This window comes from Victivallis vadensis, assembly GCF_003096415.1.
Taxonomy (GTDB): domain Bacteria; phylum Verrucomicrobiota; class Lentisphaeria; order Victivallales; family Victivallaceae; genus Victivallis; species Victivallis vadensis.
On sequence record NZ_QEKH01000024.1, the window covers coordinates 37,724 to 55,495 of the forward strand.

A 17,772-nucleotide genomic window follows, 5' to 3' on the forward strand; every position below is an offset into this window, starting at 1 on the left:
TCGATATTTTAACATCGATATTTTTTTATCTAAACCTAATATAGCTCCTTTAGGAATCAATTGCAAGCAGGGTTTTTCAAAAAATATGCAAAATAATCTTGAAAAAACGGCGAAAAGCGGTAGTAGTATGAAATCAGTAAAAAAACGGAACTGCAGAAAGACGAGGAGTCCAAAGTCCCATGCCGACAGTCGAAGCAATCGCCGCCGAAGCGAAAAACGTGATGAAAGCAGGAGCGGTGATCATCACCGCCGCGGAATTCAAGGGAAATTCAGCCACCCGGCTGCAGGTCTATTTCTGGGACGAGCACCAGGCGGTAATGGATGTGATCGGCAAGTCCGACCTGCTGGAAAACTGGCCGGACGACGGAGTGTACGCCCTTGATACCACCGCCCCGAATGCCGAAGATTCGATGCGCCTTGTCCACCGCTGCGAAGGCGAAGAGGAAATCTACATCCGCACCACTGACGAGGACGCCGAGGCGGATGAGCTCGGCACGCTGCCGACCGTCCTCTTCCTCGAATCGGTCGAGGCCATCTGCGAACTGAAAGACAAAATCAAACTCTGACGGGCAATGCCTCCGCCCGGCAGTGAAATCCCGGGGGCTCGCGAGGCTGATTTATCCGGATTTAAGCATTTTCCCGGGCTTGTAAATGTGCGGGGCGGGTATTATATTATCCGACCTGAAAGGATTTTACGATGATCAGCAGTAACAATATCAATATCGCCAGCCGCAGCGTGCTGTCGAGCCCGGGGGCGATCCGCTCCGAGCTGCCGCTGTCGCTGGATGCGGTGATCAAGGTGATGGAGGCGCGGCAGGAGATCTGCGACATTCTCGACGGGAAGTCGAAGAAGTTCATGATGATCGTCGGACCGTGCTCGATCCACGACCCGGAAGCCGCGATCGAATATGCGGAGCGGCTGAAAGCTCTGAGCGAAGAGGTCAAGGACCGTATTCTGATCGTGATGCGCGTCTATTTTGAAAAGCCCCGGACTACGGTGGGCTGGAAGGGGTTGATCTACGACCCGGACCTCAACAAGAGCTACAACATCGAAAAAGGCATCTTCATCGCCCGCAAGCTGATGCTGCGGATTGTCGACCTCGGTTTGCCCGTCGCGACTGAAATGCTCGACCCGATCATCGCGCAGTACATCGCCGACGCGGTCGCGTGGTCGGCGATCGGGGCGCGCACTACGGAAGCACAGACCCATCGCCAGCTCGGCAGCGGCCTGTCGATGCCGGTCGGTTTCAAGAATGCGACTGACGGGACGTTCCAGACCGCGATCGACGCGATTTCGACGGCGCGCAGCGAACACAGTTTCATCGGTGTGCTGGAGGACGGCCACGTCGGAGTGTTCCGCACCCGCGGCAACCCGTATGCGCATATCGTGCTGCGCGGCGGCTCCGGGCAGCCGAATTACGGCGCGGAGCATATCGCGTTTTTGAAGGTCGCGATGCGCAAGGCCGGCATCAAGCCGGCGATCGTGGTGGATTGCAGCCATGCGAATTCCAACAAGAATTACAAGAACCAGCATATTGCGCTGGAGGATGTGCTCCGGCAGATCGCGGACGGCGAGGACGCGCTGACCGGGGTGATGCTTGAGAGCAACCTGCTGCCGGGCAGCCAGAAAATTCAGGCCGGGTGCCGTCCGGACCCCGGAATCTCGATCACCGACAGCTGTATCGGCTGGGATGAAACCGCCGAACTGATCCGGCGCACCCATGAGGCGCTCGGGAAGATTCACGGTGAAAACTCCGGCGAATAGCACGGAGCGGGCGGTCGCGGCTCAGGGGCCGGGCCGCCCGATGCGTTTGAACAGGGGACAAAGTAGCGGAGAACACAAATCTATGAAGAACTTTCTTGCGTTCGACCTCGGCGCTTCCAGCGGCCGCGGTATCATCGGCAAACTGGAAAACGGCAAACTGACGCTGACCGAAGTGCACCGCTTCGCCAACGGCCCGACCGAGCAGGGCGGTTCGATCTACTGGAATTACCCGCAGCTGGTCGAGGAGCTCAAGACCGGTCTTAAGAAAGCGCTTGCGATCGAACCCGCTCTCGACGGCATCGGCATCGACACCTGGGGGGTGGACTATGTGTTTTTCAGCAATACCACCGGCAGGTTCCTGCGCTGGCCCTACCACTACCGCGACGTGCGCACCGGCAACGCCGAGAGCGACGTGTGGAGCAAAATCTCCAAGCAGGAGCTTTACGGGCATACCGGCATCCAGTGCATGACGCTGAACACGGTCTACCAGCTGGCCGCCCACTTCCGCGAGCATCCGGAGGATTTCAAGGACAGCCACTTCCTGACCATGCCCGACGCGCTGGCCCGCGCCCTCGGCGGCGACGACACCAGCGAATACACCGACTGCTCGACCACCAATCTGCTCGATCCGGTCACGAAGGAGTGGGACTGGGAGGTGATCGACCGGGTCGGCCTGCCGCGCGAGGTGTTCCCGAAGATCGTGAAACCCTGCACTTTCGGCGGCACCCTGAGCGAAGAACTTCAGCGGGAACTGGGCTGCGGCCCGATTCCGATCATCAAGGTCGGCAGCCATGACACCGCCAGCGCGGTGGGCGCGGTTCCGGCTCCGACTTCGGGCAACTGGGCGTACATCAGCGCCGGAACCTGGGCGTTGCTCGGCGCCGAGATCGACGAACCGCTGCGCACCGCCGCGTCGGAAAAGGAGAGCTTCACCAACGAGGGCGGCCTCGACGGCAAGATCCGCTTCCTGACCAACATCATGGGCAGCTGGCTCTTTCAGGAGACCCGGCGCAACTGGCGCGAACAGAAGGACCCGGAGCTGTCGTTCGCCGAGATGGAGCGCATGGCGCTCGCCTCCGAACCGTGCCGCTATTTGATCAACCCGAACGACGCGAGTTTCGTGACGCCCGGTGACATGCCGCAGCGCATCTCCGACTTCTGCGCGGATCACGGCGAAGGAGCGATCGTCGACGACGGCGCGGTGGTGCGCGCGATCTACGATTCGCTGGCGCTCTACTTCCGCTGCAAGCTCGAAACGCTCGCTTCGCTGCTCGGCGTGAAATACCAGTGTCTGAACGTGGTCGGCGGCGGCACCAAGGACGGGCTGCTGATGCAGCTGACCGCCGACGCGCTGAATATCCCGGTGGTGGCCGGCCCGGTCGAGGCGACCGCGATCGGAAACCTTCTGGCGCAGGCGATGGCGACCGGTGCGGTCAAAGACCTTGCCGCCGCGCGCCAGGTGGTCAAGGATTCGTTTGAAGTCAGGACCTACCGGCCGAATGAGGCGATGCACGCGCTCTACAACGGCGAAATCGAACGCTTCAAATCGCTTGCAAAGTAAGTGGGGTATCGTACTGACAGGAAACGCGGTTCCGGGATCGGCGGATTCCGGGGCCGTTTTCTGCTTTTGCTGCTGCTGTGCGGACTGTCGCTGGCGGGCGGTGAACCGCGCACGCTGTACACGGCGGGCGGCAGCCGGGTCAAGACGCTCGACCCGGCGCAGGCGGACGACCTCTCCAGCCGCAATCTGGTCGGGGCGGTCTACGATACGCTGCTGCAGTACGACTACCTGAAGCGCCCTTACACCCTGATCCCGTCGATGCTGGCGGAGATGCCGAAGGCGAACGACGCGCTCGACGTGTACAGCTTCCGGCTGCGGGATGACCTCTACTTCGCGGACGATCCGGTGTTCGCCGGGCTGCCGAAGGAGGCGCGCCGGATCACTTCAAAAGATGTGCTCTATTCGATCCTGCGGCTTGCGGATGTGCGCAACCACAGCCCGGTCTACTGGCTTTTCCGCGGCAAGATCCGGGGGCTGGACGAGTTCAACCGGGCGACCGCCGCCGCGCCGAAGGGGGATTTTACTCCGTACGACAGGGGGCTGCCCGGTTTCGAGGTTGTGGACGACCTGAATTTCAAACTGCACCTGACCGGGCCGGACCCGCGTTTTTTGTATATGCTGGCGATGCCGAATGCGGCGGTGGTGTCGCGTCGCGCGGCGGAGCGGTACGGCGAGGAGCTGGCGCGCCATCCGGTCGGGTCCGGGCCGTTCCGGCTGACCGAATGGATCAACGATTACAAGCTCCAGCTCGACCGCAATCCCGACTACCGCATTGAATATTTCAAGGGGGCGGAAACTCCCGCCGACCGGAATCGGCCGCTGCCGCTGGCCGACCGGGTGGTGCTCTATCTGGTCAAGCAGCCGATGTCGTCGTGGCTGCTCTTTCTGCAGGGAAACCTCGACCTGAATGCGTTGGACAAGGACAACCTCGACCTGGTCGCCGGGGGAGGGGCGGAGCTGGCTCCGGCCTTGAAAGCGCGGGGCATCCGGCTGCTGCGCACTCCTGAATTCGAGGTGCGCTACGTCGGCTTCAACTTCAGCGATCCCCTGCTTGGGAAGAACCTGAAACTGCGGCAGGCGCTGAGCCTCGCCTACGACGTGCGGCGCCGGGTGGAACACACCAATTTCCAGTTGATTCCGGCGCAGGGGCCGATTCCGCCGGGCGTGGCCGGCTACGACCCCGGCTATCGGAATCCGAATGCGGCGGACGACGTCGAAGCCGCCCGCCGGCTGATCGCCGAAGCGGGATTTCCGGGAGGGCGCGACCCCGCGACCGGCGAACCGCTGCGGTTCAGTTTCGACCAGACCGGCAACAGCTCCGCCTACCGCCAGCTCGGCGAGCTGACCGCCGCCGACTTCGCCCGGCTCGGCGTCGAAACCGAACCGGTGCTGAACAACAACCCGCGCTTCTACGAGAAACTGCGGCAGGGCAGGTTGCAGCTTTTCCGGCTGTCGTGGGTGGGGGATTACCCGGATGCGGAGAACTTCCTGCAGCTCTTTTACAGCAAAAACATCGGCGGCTGCAACCGGGTCGGCTTCAGCGACCCGGAATACGACCGCATGTTCGAGGCGATCCTGCCGATGCCGGATTCGCCGGAGCGGACCGAACGCTACCGGGAGATGGTGCGCTACCTCGGCACGAAGTGTCCGTGGATTTTCGAGGGTTTCCCGATCGCGTACCAGCTCAACCACGCGTGGCTGGAGAACTATCACCCGCACGACTTCGCGTTCGCCCGCTGGAAATACCTGACGGTGGACCCGGAGCGCCGCCGGCAGCTCAAGGCCACCTTCACGCCGCTCAGCATGCGCGAACTCAATCAGTGAACCGCGGGTTGCCAGCCCGCCTGCCGCCACTGGAAAATCCGTCCGTCGGCAAGTTCCGCCCGCCTGTTTTCCGCATCGAAAGTTTTGCACGGCAGCCAGTTGCCGTTCAGTTGGAGATGACGTGACCCGTCCGGCTTTGACAGAAAGTCAAAAATCAGGTCCTGATTCCAGTCTGCCGCCATATTCCCGTTCCATTCCAGAATAGTCTGTCCCCGCCGGTCGGCATGATGCCATGAGAAATACCGGTTGCCGGTCGAAGTCGCTCCGATGAAACTTATGTTGCCGTCGTCGGTTCGGAGAGTGACGCTGTTTTCTCCGGTGAGAACCAGATAATCCGTCTGAGGAGTCCGGTTGTTGCCCAATACGGCAAAAGCCGGGTTCATCAGTTGGAGAGAATAACCGTCATTGCCGGGGTGTGAAAAGCGCCGTCCGGTCAGAAACGAAACTTCAGTGATATAGCAGAGCAGGATCACATTGCCGGGGAGCAGGAGAAAAGCGGTCAGCCATGGAAGTATTTTTTTCATTTCTTTGCCTTTTCAATCACGAATTGCGGTGGAGTAAGGTATCATGGAATCCGTGTTTTACAAATATTTATCATTGCAAAATGATTCGATTCAATTTGCGCGGCAAAAGCCGTCTTTGTGGCTTTTTTGGGGGATTTTAGATGATTTTTGCGGTTTTTTCGGCAAAAAATTTGTTTTTCGGGGCATGTTCCGGTATAATTCACAGCAAATGAATCTATTCACCGAAGGCGTGGGGCTTATGGAAAACAAATACGAATCGCTGCGCGAAACCCTCCGGCAGCGCGCGAAACGGGAATTCGCCCCCGGCGCGAAGTTTCCGACCCAGCGGGCGCTGATGGCGGAGTACGGTGTGTCGCTCGCCACCGTTGACCGGGCGCTGCGCGAGCTGGTCGCGGAGGGAATCCTGATGCGCAGCCAGGGGCGCGGCACCTTCGTGCGCGAGGAAACCGAACTGCGCAAGCCGGCGGGCAACCAGATCGCGCTGTTGCTGGCCCGGAACGTGACCTGCAACGCCCACGCTTTTTATGCGGAAATCCTGTTTGAAATCAACGACCGGCTCTCCGCCGCCGGATGCAGTTTCGCCTATTTCTATACCGATGAAAGCGGCACGCCGCGCGAACTGGTGCGCCACCTGACCGACGGCGGCCGTTTCCGGGGGGCGATCCTGATCAACCGGATTCCGGAGGAGCTGGCGGTCGAACTCAAGCGGGTCGGGCTGCCGTTCGTGGTGGTCGACAACCGGATCGAATCGCCCGGCGTCTGCTGCGTGACCGGCGAAAACGAGGCCGGAGCCGCCGCGATGGTTGAATATTTGATCGTGCGCGGCCACCGCCGGATCGGTTTTGTGAGTACGCCGCTGCAGACTACTTTTCTGGAACGCTACATCGGCTACTGCAACACGCTGCTCGCCCACGGAATCGCGGTGGACAATGCGATCGTGCAGCGTTTTTTCCGGTACGAGGAGGCGGAACGGGATCTGGCGAAACTGCTGGATTGCGCCGAACCGCCCACCGCGATCTTCGCCGCCAACGATACGATGGGCGCCGCAGTCTATCGGGTGCTGAGGAAACGGGGGCTGCATATTCCGGGCGATATCAGCGTGGCGGGATTCGACGGGGATTATGTGGGTACTCAATGCGTGCCGCGGCTGACCACGGTGGAGGTTCCCCGCCGTGAAATGGGCCGCGCCGCCGCTTCGGCGCTGCTCCGGCAGATCGCCGGGGAGAAGGTGGAGTCTATTGTGCTGCCGCTGAAGCTGATTGAAAGGGAGTCCGTGTTTGCTTTGACGTGACCGCCGGGCGGCAAGGCGCCGCCGCCGGGTGCGCGCTCTACGTCCTTCGGGGTCGCGCGGCGTCTGGCGGCAAGGTGCCGCTGCCGGGTGCGCACGCCAATGCCCCTCGGGGGGCGTGCGACCAAGCACAGGCAAGGCATTGGTCTGTCTGCATAACCACTTATGCGGCGCACAACAAGCGCGGTCAGCGCCGCGAACGAATGTGAGGGCATTACTTGCGGCAGCAAGTAACGAGGAACGATAGTGACGAAGCCGAACGTAGTGAGCGAAGCCCCTCCGGCGTAGTGAGCGCAGCGAACGGTGAGGAGTTGGCCGCCACAGGCGGACAAGTAAGGCCCGCTAGGGCCGCCCGCGAATGGAAGTGCTTGGCAAGTCAACGGGAGTCCCGAGGCGAGCGGGGAGGTCCGGAGGGCGATTGGCCCTCCGGAGCCATCCGCAGTTCAAAGCGCAACCAGTTTGTTGCCTGTAATAGCATGGAAAGGTAACTAAACTTGAGTATGATTACATGATCACATGCGACTTGAAAGCGGAGATAAATCTCCGCACGCCAAGGTCGTCCTGCGATGATCAGGGGCGGTTTCTTTGAAGTGCGAAGTTGACATCGGATCGGATAACAAAACACAACCGATTTACGACGGAGGGAATATGTACAATTCAGGAAAGGATGGGCAAATGCAGTGCGGAAAGGACGTATGGTATGGAGAACTTCACCGGAATTTCACGCTGATCGAGCTGCTCGTGGTGATAGCGATCATCGCGATACTGGCGGCGCTGCTGCTTCCGGCGCTGAACATGGCCCGCGCCAAGGCGCGCGATGTGACTTGCCTGAACAACCTCAAACAGATCGGCATGGGGTTCGTCGCTTATTATGACGGGAACAACGATTATATACCGCAGCCGCAGAACCCGGAAAAGGCTTACCAGAAGTGGCAGGATTTCATTCTGCCGTATCTGACCGGGAACGGCGGGAAACGCAGCGGCGATTATCTCGGATTTTATCCGACGAAATCCGATCTGTATATCGACAACGGGGTGCCGGTCGGCTCTTTCCGGTGCCCGGCGCAGGCGTCAGCCAGCGTGGACGACCGGTTCAAGCACTACGGGATGAACAACAACCTGCGCGACACATCCGGGGCGACGACCAAACCGCTCAAGGTGACCCGGATCAAGCCGGGAAATTTTTCGCAGCGGCTGCTGGCGGCCGACAGCGGCAACCCGTGGGATGCGGCGGTGGATTACGCGGCGATCCTGAACAAGTTCGATCCGGACCGCCATCAGGGACGGGCGAATATCGCGTTTCTCGACGGACATAGCGCCACGCGGCGGCTGGCCGACATGCCGTGGGGCGGAAGCAGCGAGTACCGCCCGCTCTGGAAAGACTGATTTTCAACGGAAAGGAATATGGAATATCATGAGAATCGATCATTGGGTGCTGGGGACCGCCATGCTGGCCGCCGTCGCTGCGGCCGGAGCGGAAAAGCTCGACAAAGAATACGGCGTCAATGTGCATGTGATGTGGGAATATCAGGAGGTTCCCGACGAGTTCAGGATGCTGAAGGAGGCCGGTATTCCGATGGTGCGGGCCGATTACAGCTGGTCCCATCAGGAACGGCAGCCGGGGCAGTGGAACTGGGGACGGCACGACGCCGGGCTGGAGCAGGCGAAAAAGAACGGCCTGACGCTGCTGCCGATCCTCGGCTACGCTCCGAAGTGGCAGGAACCGGCGCACGAAAAGCTCGACGCATGGCTGGCCTTCTGTGAAAAGAATCTCGACCGTTACGGCAAGGAGATGAAATTCTGGGAGGTGTGGAACGAACACAATCTGGCGATGTTCTGGAAGAATCCGAATCCCGACCACTACCTGAAACTGCTGAAGCCGACTTTCGACCTGATCCGGCGGAAAGCCCCGGATGCGAAGGTGGTGCTTGGCGGCACCTCGGAGATTCCGATTCCGTACCTCGAAACTTTCTTCAAGGCAGGTGGCGCGGCATACTTCGACGTGATGAATGTCCACCCGTACAACTGGTACGACATCCCGGAAGCGGCGCTGGAGCGCCAGCTCGCGGAGCTGAACGCGCTGATGAAGAAATACAACGTGGACAAGGAGGTCTGGATCACCGAAATCGGCTGGCCTACCATCGGCCGCGGCTTTATGAAGACCTTCCTGACCGGCGCGTTCAAGGCGGCGGGCATCCGGACGGCGGGGCTGACGTTGGCGGTGCTGGACGACAACGAAATGCCGCTGGTTTCCTCCTCTCCCGGCCTTGACTTCCGGGCGTTCTTCCCGAACCTCAAGGGAATCCGATCCGTGACCTGCGCGGAACTCGCTTCGCTGGACCCCGCCGAGTATCCGGTGCTGATCGCCGGGCCGGACAACACCTTTTCCGCCAGGCCGGCCGACTTCGAGGCGCTGCGGAACTATGTGAAAAACGGCGGCATCGCGGTCTTTCCGCGCGGCATTCCGTTCTACACCGCATGGCGGCAGGAGCCGGACGGCACCTGGAAGCGCAGCTGGGCTGACAAGTCGTGGCGGGAACGGCTTCACCTCGACTTCGACGGCTGGTGGCTGGATCGCAGCCGTCCGTTTCCGCGCGGCTTTTCGGGCGTGGTCGCGGCGGGGCAGGAGCAGGCTTTCCCGCGCTATCGCGGGAAAGCCGGTTCCAACTGCGTGCTCAGCGGCCGGAACCTCAAGGGCAACGATAAAATGATTCCGCTGATCGAAGGGATCGGCAAGGATGCCGACGGCAGGGAGTACCGCCTCCCGCTGGCCGCGTATTACCGTTTTGACAGCGACCTGAAAGGCGGGGTGATCGCGAATACTTTCAACTATGTGGGCATGGGGCCGAGCAGCGAGGACCTGCAGGCCCGGCTGCTGCCGCGCACCATCCTTGCCGCTTTCAAGCACGGCGTGAAGAAAGTGTTCTGGTATGAGCTGCAGGCGATGGAGAACAACAACTCCGACCCGGAACACTTCTTCGGCATCCTTCATGCCGATCTTGCGCCGAAACCGGCGTGGGAGGCATATAAGACGCTGGTACGGATGCGCCCCGCCGGTTCGACCGTGCCGATTTTCCGCACGGAAAAGGGAGGAGTCCGCATTGCGGAGTGGGTCAAACCGGACGGCGGGACCGGCTGTGCGCTGTGGGTGACCGGAGCCGCTCTCAAAGCGAAAGTGAAACTGCAGGGCGCGGTGAAGTCCGCCTGCGACTATCTCGGGCAGGCCGTGCCGGTGGCCGTCGCGGAGGACGGCACGGCGGAGCTGGCGGTCTCCTCCGGCGTGCTCTATCTTGACGGCCCCGCTTCGGTATCGGTGCTGGATACAACGAAAAACAACTGATGAAAGTATTTGGAAAGAGTGTTGAATGATGAAAGTTTCCGTTTCCCGTTTTGCGAATAATCCGTTGCTGACGCCCGGCGATCTTGCGCCGTCGCGGCCGGATTTTGAAGTCACCTGCGTTCTCAATCCCGGCGCGTTCCGGTTCGGAGGGAGAATCGGGCTGCTGCTGCGCGTCGCCGAGCGTCCCGTCCCGGAACCGGGCTTTCTGGCCACGCCGATCCTGGCGGAAGACGGGGCGGTCTCCGTGATCCGGGTGCGCGAGGACGATCCCGGCATCAGCAGTGCCAGCTCGCGCAGTTTTGCGTGGAACGGCCGTTTCCTGCTGACCACGATGTCCCACTTCCTGATCGCGTGGAGCGACGACGGCGGCCGCACCTTCACTCCGGACTACAGCCGCCGCCTGATGCCGGAACAGTCCTGCGAAGCCTATGGCATCGAGGACGCCCGCGTCGAGCAGGTTGACGGCGAATACCTGATCACCTTCACCGCGGTCGGACCGGCCGGAATCGCGGTCGGCTGCCGCCGCACCCGCGACTGGCGCAGTTTCAGTTCCACCGAACTGATCCTGCCGCCGAGCAATAAGGACGCGGCACTGTTTCCGCGCCGGATCGGCGGCCGGTACCGCCTGCTGCACCGGCCGAGCGATCCCGCTTGCGGCAACCACATCTATCTGGCCGAATCGCCCGATTTGCGCTGCTGGGGGAACCACCGCTGCATCGCGATGACCCGCCCCGGCTGCTGGGATGAGGAGCGGATCGGCGCCGGAGCCGCCCCGGTCGAAACCGCCGCCGGCTGGCTGGAACTCTACCACGGCGCCGACCGGACCGGACGCTACGCACTCGGCTGTCTGCTGCTCGACCGCGACGATCCCGCCAGAGTGCTCGCCCGTTCCGAAGCGCCGTTCATGGAGCCGGAGGCGGATTACGAACTGAACGGCTTCTACGGCAACTGCATTTTCACCAACGGCCAGATCGTCGACGGTGACCGGGTCCTGCTTTACTATGGCGCGTCCGATTCGGTGGTCTGCGGCGCGGAGTTGCGGATATCCGAGCTGCTCGCCTCCCTGAAAATCGGAGATTTCGGACGGAAAACCGCCTGACGTTCTTGACAAACCGGATTTTTATGGTATGATATCAATACCAAAATAAATCAACAGGGTTTGGAATGAAAAGGATTGCCGGAAAAAACGACGTATGCCGGGAACATCTCCTGTCGGAGATCGCGGTCGGCATCTACCGTCCGGGCGAGCGGCTGCCCGCCGAACGCGAGCTGGGCGAAGCCTATCAGGTGAGCCGCAGCACCGTGCGGAACGCGCTGAACGAGCTGGAAGAGCTGGGGATCGTCGAGCGCCGCCCGCCGGTGGGCACTTTCGTGACCGGCGAAGCCCTGAAGCGCATCGAACAACTCACTGCGCAGCCCCCGCGGCTGCGCGCCCTCTTTGTGATGACGACCGGCCAGATCGACAATCCTTTTCTGCAGCGGCTGTTTCTGGCGCTGAAGAACCGCATGCCGGAGGGCGTGGAGCTGACGGTCCGGCTGAGCGACAGCTGTTGCGGCATCTTTGAGGAGGAAAAGCCGGAATTGGTCTATCTGTTCGGCAATTACCCTGATGAGGAGCTGGAGGAAGCGGCACGGGAAGTGCCTCACCTGATGCTGTTGGGACGACGGCATCGGAATTTGAATTTCGTGACCTGTGACGACTATGTCGGCGGGCGGCTGATGGCCGAAGCGGCGCTGCGGGCGGGGCATCGCCACTTGGCGCTGCTCGGGCCGCGCGGCACCGGCCCCGACTGTGAATTCGCGCTGCGGGCGGCCGGGGTTGCCGATGTCTGCAAAGAGAACGGCGTTCGGCTTCAAAGCCACCGCATGTCGCTGGAGGAATCTTTGAACCTGACCGCCAGCACCTTTCTGGCGCTGGATAATTTCCTGCGCGGCGATCCGGAGTTGAGCATGATTCTGGCGCTGAGCGACCGGCATGCGATTTCCGTGATGGACTGCTGCCGCCGCCGCCATCTGGCAGTGCCGGGTGACATCAGCGTGATCGGCTGTGACGACCAGTGCTTCGTGGAGTCGATCCGTCCTCCCCTGACCACGATCCGTTGTTCAGCGGAGGAGATCGGCGAGCGTCTGGCGGCATTCGCCCAGATGATCCTGGACGGCGGCTCCGGCAGCCGGATCGTGCTGCGCGAGGCTCTCACGCCGTTTCTGGTTGAGCGCAAAAGCGTCCGGATTCTTCCTATTGTAGAATAAACATTCCTTTTTCAACTATTTTTCCATTTTTTTTCGGTCGGGTCTTGACATTGTATGACTTTTATGGTATAATTTAAATACCATAACAAAGGAGGGAATATGAACCAAATCAATGCATCGGTAACTCTACGGCGGCGTTCTGCATCCTGTTTTACTCTGATTGAATTGCTGGTAGTAATAGCAATCATCGCGATTCTCGCTTCGATGCTTCTGCCCGCACTGAACAAGGCGCGGGAGATGGCGAAGAACGCCCAGTGCGTGAACGTGCTGAAACAGTTCGGCACCGCGAATCAGATGTATGCCGACAACGGCGGCTACACGGTTCCCGTTGTCTCGCATAACAGTGAGTGGACAGTCAATCCGGAATTCCGGTCGCTGCTGGGAGTTCCTGCTTATGCGTCCGGGACGGGCGGTACACTGACCTCCAACTGGCCTGCGAAGTTTCTGTGTCCGAGGGCTTCCCGGATCAACGGGTCGGCGGATGGATTTGCGATGAGCGTCAGTTATGGAATGAACCACAGCGATTTCGGGGCGGCCAGCTTCAAAAGAAATGCGTTCAATGCCTACAAGCTCTCAAGCATCCGGAAGCCGAGCATCCTGATTCAGTGGACCGACAGCCTCGACTATCTGGTCTACAGCCCCGGAGATCCCGCGAACTACCGTTTGCACGGGGAGGTGTACCAGGCGGATTCCGTGGCGTACCGGCACGGCAACAGGTTCAACGCCGCGTTCCTCGACGGACATGTCGCGCCGATGAACGAGGTGCAGGCGCGCTATATTTCCCAGCAGAACTATTACCATTGGAGAACGCTTGACCGGAACGGCGTCGCCATCATCGAATGAGAAACGAAGAAAGGAAACAACATGCTGCACAAAATGCTTCTGCCGCTGGCCCTGCTGCTGGCGGGAACTGCCGTCCCCGGAGCGGGGATCGATAATTCAGACCTGATTCCGGCGATCCTGCCCGATTCCGAAGTCAGGCTTGAAGCCGTGCCCGGCAGATCGCCCGCCAGCCCGGACTGGGTCAAGAGCCTGATCATCGTGGAAGTCAACGTGGAAACCGCTTCCCCCACCGGAAACTTCAGCGGGATGGAAAAGGTGCTCGACCATCTCGCGGAAACCGGCGTGAACGGCATCTGGCTGACGCCGATCAACGAGGGCGTGCAATACGGCAACAACGGCGTCCACACCCTGAACCGCGCCTTGACCAACCGCGACAAAGCCGAGGAACGCTGGGCGGTCGTGAAACAGTTCGTGGATGTGGCGCACCGGCGGAATATCCGGGTGTTCGTCGATGTGGTCAGCTGGGGAGTGACCAAAACGGCTCCGCTTTACAAGGAGAAGCCGGAGTGGTTTTCCGGTCCGGCGCACCCGGCATGGCAGGGGTGGGACTGGAACTGGAAGAACCCGGAATTGAACGAGTGGTTCGCCTCGCGGCTGGTCGACTTCATCCTGCTGACCGGCGCGGACGGATTCCGGGCCGACTGCGCGCCGTTCAGCGCCGGGTACGGCCCATACCGCACTGCCCGGGAACGGCTGTTGAGCTTCGGCCGCAAGATCATCCTGTTCGGCGAAAACGGCAGCACCCGTGAAAAGACCTTCGATTTCGACCAGAACGCTTTCATGCTGCCGCACAAGAAGCCCAGGATGCGCGGCGACGTATTCATGGAGAAAAACATCGTCGACATGATCAAAAACGGCGAGGAACTCGGCTGGTTTGACGGCCGGGGGGCGTTCAGCGAGAACGGCGGAAACGAGCGGTTCTACGCGCTGACGCTTTCCAGCCATGACAGCGCACACAGCGACAAGCGCGGTTACACCGCCGCGGGAAATCCGATCACGTTCGGTTACGGGATGATTTTCGCGCCGTTCATTCCGATCTGGTACATCGGCGAGGAGTGGAACAACCCGTATTCGCGCCAAATCCCCTCCTACTGGCTCTGGGCGAACCGGATCGACTGGAGGAAGCGGGAGGAAAACCGCGATTTTTATGAGCTGGTCAAGCGGATGATCCGCATCCGCCGCCAGTATCCGGAAATCTTCGAGGAGTTTCCCGCTTCGCACCGCAATGCCAATATCTTAAAGGTGCAGACCAATCATCCCGAACTGCTGCAGGCCTACGCCCGCTATCGGAACCGGTCGGCGATCTTCGTCGTGCCGAACAATGGAACCGAAACCGCAAAGTTCCGGATCACGATTCCGTACAGGGAGACCGGAATCGGCGACACCGATGTTACCGTGACCGATCTGCTCAACGAAAAACAGCTCGATTCCGGCCGTCCCGAAGCGATCGAGGCGGAGATTCCGGCCGGAATGCTCGGAGTCTATCTGGTCACCATGCAGAAGAAATGAGCAGGAAGCGGTTCGGTGCCGGGGCGGTGTTGGCTGCTGTACTTTTAGCTGGCTGTGCCGCTGCCGGTGAGTTTGTGGTCGACAACGGCAGTTTCCGGGTTGAATTCGTCGATCCGAATGATCCGCAACTCGGCTGCCGCTTTCTGCGGGCGGGCTGGATCAGGAGTCTGCATCCGGCCGGAAGCCGCGAAAGTATCTTCGTGATGGAGAGCCTGTTCGGTTTTCATCCTGCTTTCGGCTATGCCTGTGAAATCTATCCGGCGCTGGACCTGAAGGGTTTGCAGGCGTTGCAGATCGGCGTCGGTGTCATCGAACGGCATCCGCAGTCCCGCTACCATTCCCGCCCGGTTGAGTTGTTCCCGTGGCAAATCAGCCGGGAAATGCGGGAAAGAGAAACGGTTATGACGGCGCGGCAGCACTCCGGCGATCATTCCGGCTACGCCTATGAACTGACGGTGGAAATCGTGATTCCGGCAAATTCGCCGGTGATCCTCTGGAAGTATTCCCTCGCCAATACCGGTTCACGTCCGTTTGCGGGGAGTACCTACGCGCATCCGTTTTTCAAGGCCTGTCCCGGCTTTCCCGGCGGCTGGTATGCGTTGCCGGGCGGAAAACGTCAGCCGGTTGCCGCGCTCCTTCCCGAAAAGACGCTTGAAGCCACGGAGATTCCGCAGGATTGCCGGGCAATCGCCGCCGGGGGGCTGGCTTCCGGCGGATATGTCGCCGTGATTTCCGCCGACCGGCCGTTCAACCGGATTGACCTCTGGCGCAGTGAAACCGACTGTTTCGCAGTGGAGCCGTACCTGCCGTTGAACCTTGCTCCCGGAGAATGCCGCGAATGGAGTTGGCGGCTTGAGATCCGCCGGTAACATCCTCGTTTACGCACCTTGCCATATAAGTATAGTGTGCGACTTGAAAGCGGAGATGAATCTCCGCACTCCAAAGACGCTTTGCGTCACAGGAGCAAGCCCAAAGGCGACGCACGCCAAAGATGCTTTGCATCCGGGAAGCTTCAACCGAATGGCGCACGGGCAACCTTGGAGTACGGAGCCCCTTGGGGCGGCGAAGCCGCCTTCAGCTCCGCTTTCCAATCGCACGTGATCTTACAGGCTGTATGACAACAATAACAGGCATAGTGCCCGGAGGGTAGTGAGCACCGAACCTCCGGCCTTGCAACGGCGAGGGAGCGGGCATCTTTCCGCAAAAAAGCGGGAAGATGCGTAAAGCGTACGCTGTCCGGCGGGTCTCCCGCCTCCTTATTAGCTCTCTTCCTCAAAGTCAAGCAGACTGTTTTTCGGCATTACCGAAAAACAGTCTGCGCTCGCGCCGGCACGTTGCCGGTCCGGGGGGGGGGCGAAGCACCCCCGCTGGGGTTCCGGGGCAAAGCCCCGGGCCGCCGGAGGCGGAAACTACTCGAACTTGCGGTAGATCACGACGCCGTTGTGACCGCCGAAACCGAGATTGCTGTTCAGCGCCACCTTGACTTCGCACTTGCGTGCGGTGTTCGGGACGATGTCGAGGTCGCAGTTCGGGTCGGGGGTTTCGTAATTGATCGTCGGCGGAATGATTCCGGTGCGGATCGCCTGAATGCAGGCGATGGATTCGATGCCGCCGGCCGCGCCGAGAGAATGGCCGGTCGTGCCCTTGGTACTGCTGACCGCGACTTTGTAGGCCGCGTCGCCGAGAGCCCTCTTGATCGCCATGGTTTCAAACTTGTCGTTCAGCTCGGTGCTGGTGCCGTGGGCGTTGATATAGTCGATATCCTCCGGCTTCAGGCCGGCGTGACGCAGCGCCATCTGGATGGCCCGCGCGCCGCCGTCGCCGTCGGGGGCGGGGCTGGTGATGTGATAGCCGTCACCGGTGGCGCCGTAGCCGACGACTTCGGCGAGGATGGTCGCGCCGCGCTTCTGCGCATGTTCCAGTTCTTCGAGGATCAGCACGCCTGCGCCTTCGCTCATCACGAAACCGTCGCGGTTCAGGTCGAACGGACGGCTCGCATGCAGCGGATCGTCGTTGCGCTGGCTCATCGCCTTCATCGAGCAGAAACCCGCCATGCCGAGCGGAACCACCGAGGCTTCCGCGCCGCCGCAGATCATGATGTCCGCGTCGTCGCGCTTGATGTCCCAGAACGCTTCACCGATGGAGTGGCATCCGGTGGAACAGGCGGTGACCAGTCCGAGGTTGGGGCCGCCGGCGCCGTAGCGGATCGAAATATTACCGGAGGCCAGGTCGCCGATCATCATCGGGATCAGCAACGGAGAAACCTTGCCCGGGCCGCGTTCCTGCAGGATGCGGTCCTGATCGCTCATCGTCTGCAGTCCGCCGATGCCGCTGGAAACGATCACGCCGACGCGGTTCGCATCGATGCCGCTGCCGCGCAGCTCCTTGGGGAGACCGGCCATTTCCATTGCTTCGTCACTGGCGGCGATCGCGTACTGGCAGAAAAGGTCCAACCGCTTCGCCTCTTTGGCGGTCATGTATTTGGTGACGTCGAAATCCTTGACTTCACCGGCGATCCGGGTGCGGTATTCCGAAGTGTCGAAGCGGGTGACTTTGCCCAAACCGCAACGGCCGTTTACCAGAGAATCCCAGAAGTCCGCCAAATTATTGCCGACGCACGAAATCACGCCGCAACCGGTAACTACTACCCGACGATTGTTCATAACTTATTTTATCTCCTTGTCACGGCGGTTCCCCGCACTGCCCTTGCGGCCCCGGTTCCGCCCGCCGTTCCCGGAAACGGTCTGGTCCGGCAGTCGCCGTTTCGCCCCCGGAAAAATTATTTGTCATGAAAAAGGGCCACACCAACGCGTTAACGACGATGAGTGGCCCGTTTCCAAAGCGTTTTCCCGCTTTGTCCTCCGCTGC

At 60.7% G+C, this 17,772-nt stretch carries 14 protein-coding genes; 12 read left to right on the plus strand and 2 right to left on the minus strand.

Translation table 11 applies throughout. The features are described from left to right. The first annotated feature begins 179 nt into the window (after positions 1 to 179). The 4 genes from C8D82_RS13975 (at position 180) to C8D82_RS13990 (ending at position 5,150) form a co-directional block, all read left to right on the plus strand. The gene (locus C8D82_RS13975) at positions 180 to 566 is read left to right on the plus strand and encodes a hypothetical protein (protein ID WP_116884907.1); all 387 of its coding nucleotides are present in this window, start codon (positions 180 to 182) and stop codon (positions 564 to 566) included. Positions 567 to 697: 131 nt separating this feature from the next. Then, entirely contained in the window at positions 698 to 1,765 is a 1,068-nt protein-coding gene (locus tag C8D82_RS13980) for a 3-deoxy-7-phosphoheptulonate synthase (protein ID WP_116884908.1), read from the plus strand. Positions 1,766 to 1,847: 82 nt separating this feature from the next. Then, a complete protein-coding gene (locus C8D82_RS13985) occupies positions 1,848 to 3,326 on the plus strand; it encodes a rhamnulokinase (protein ID WP_165833087.1) in 1,479 nt (492 codons plus the stop codon). After that, complete coding sequence (locus tag C8D82_RS13990; RefSeq protein ID WP_116884910.1) at positions 3,327 to 5,150, plus strand: ABC transporter substrate-binding protein; 1,824 nt, start codon at positions 3,327 to 3,329, stop codon at positions 5,148 to 5,150. It begins immediately after the preceding gene. Here the strand turns inward: C8D82_RS13990 and C8D82_RS13995 are convergent. After that, positions 5,144 to 5,674, minus strand: coding sequence for a hypothetical protein (locus C8D82_RS13995; protein ID WP_116884911.1), 531 nt, complete (start codon positions 5,672 to 5,674; stop codon positions 5,144 to 5,146). The genes C8D82_RS13990 and C8D82_RS13995 overlap by 7 nt on opposite strands. Positions 5,675 to 5,912: 238 nt before the next feature. On the opposite strand from C8D82_RS13995, the gene C8D82_RS14000 reads away from it, so the two are divergent. The 8 genes from C8D82_RS14000 to C8D82_RS14035 all read left to right on the plus strand — a co-directional run bounded on the left by C8D82_RS14000 (position 5,913) and on the right by C8D82_RS14035 (position 15,773). Then, positions 5,913 to 6,965 (plus strand): substrate-binding domain-containing protein, encoded by a 1,053-nt coding sequence (locus C8D82_RS14000; protein WP_165833088.1) that lies wholly within the window; start codon positions 5,913 to 5,915, stop codon positions 6,963 to 6,965. 672 nt (positions 6,966 to 7,637) lie between these two features. Then, positions 7,638 to 8,348, plus strand: coding sequence for a DUF1559 family PulG-like putative transporter (locus C8D82_RS14005; protein WP_165833089.1), 711 nt, complete (start codon positions 7,638 to 7,640; stop codon positions 8,346 to 8,348). 28 nt (positions 8,349 to 8,376) lie between these two features. Next, positions 8,377 to 10,302, plus strand: a complete 1,926-nt coding sequence (locus C8D82_RS14010) for a glycosyl hydrolase 53 family protein (RefSeq protein WP_116884914.1) — start codon at positions 8,377 to 8,379, stop codon at positions 10,300 to 10,302. A 25-nt stretch (positions 10,303 to 10,327) separates the two neighbouring features. Beyond that, the gene (locus C8D82_RS14015; RefSeq protein ID WP_206212636.1) at positions 10,328 to 11,401 is read left to right on the plus strand and encodes a glycoside hydrolase family 130 protein; all 1,074 of its coding nucleotides are present in this window, start codon (positions 10,328 to 10,330) and stop codon (positions 11,399 to 11,401) included. A 65-nt stretch (positions 11,402 to 11,466) separates the two neighbouring features. Then, entirely contained in the window at positions 11,467 to 12,552 is a 1,086-nt protein-coding gene (locus tag C8D82_RS14020; protein WP_116884915.1) for a substrate-binding domain-containing protein, read from the plus strand. A 99-nt stretch (positions 12,553 to 12,651) separates the two neighbouring features. Then, positions 12,652 to 13,395: a prepilin-type N-terminal cleavage/methylation domain-containing protein gene (locus tag C8D82_RS14025; protein ID WP_116884950.1), complete on the plus strand. Its 744-nt coding sequence runs from the start codon at positions 12,652 to 12,654 to the stop codon at positions 13,393 to 13,395. A gap of 21 nt (positions 13,396 to 13,416) precedes the next feature. Then, on the plus strand, positions 13,417 to 14,904 hold the full coding sequence (locus tag C8D82_RS14030) for an alpha-amylase family protein (protein WP_116884916.1): 1,488 nt from the start codon (positions 13,417 to 13,419) through the stop codon (positions 14,902 to 14,904). Further along, positions 14,901 to 15,773, plus strand: a complete 873-nt coding sequence (locus C8D82_RS14035; protein ID WP_133245210.1) for a hypothetical protein — start codon at positions 14,901 to 14,903, stop codon at positions 15,771 to 15,773. Before C8D82_RS14030 ends, C8D82_RS14035 begins: the two co-directional genes overlap by 4 nt. 540 nt (positions 15,774 to 16,313) lie before the next feature. On the opposite strand, the gene fabF is transcribed toward C8D82_RS14035, so the two are convergent. Next, complete coding sequence (fabF, locus tag C8D82_RS14040; RefSeq protein ID WP_116884918.1) at positions 16,314 to 17,567, minus strand: beta-ketoacyl-ACP synthase II; 1,254 nt, start codon at positions 17,565 to 17,567, stop codon at positions 16,314 to 16,316. Between the last annotated feature and the right edge of the window lie 205 nt (positions 17,568 to 17,772).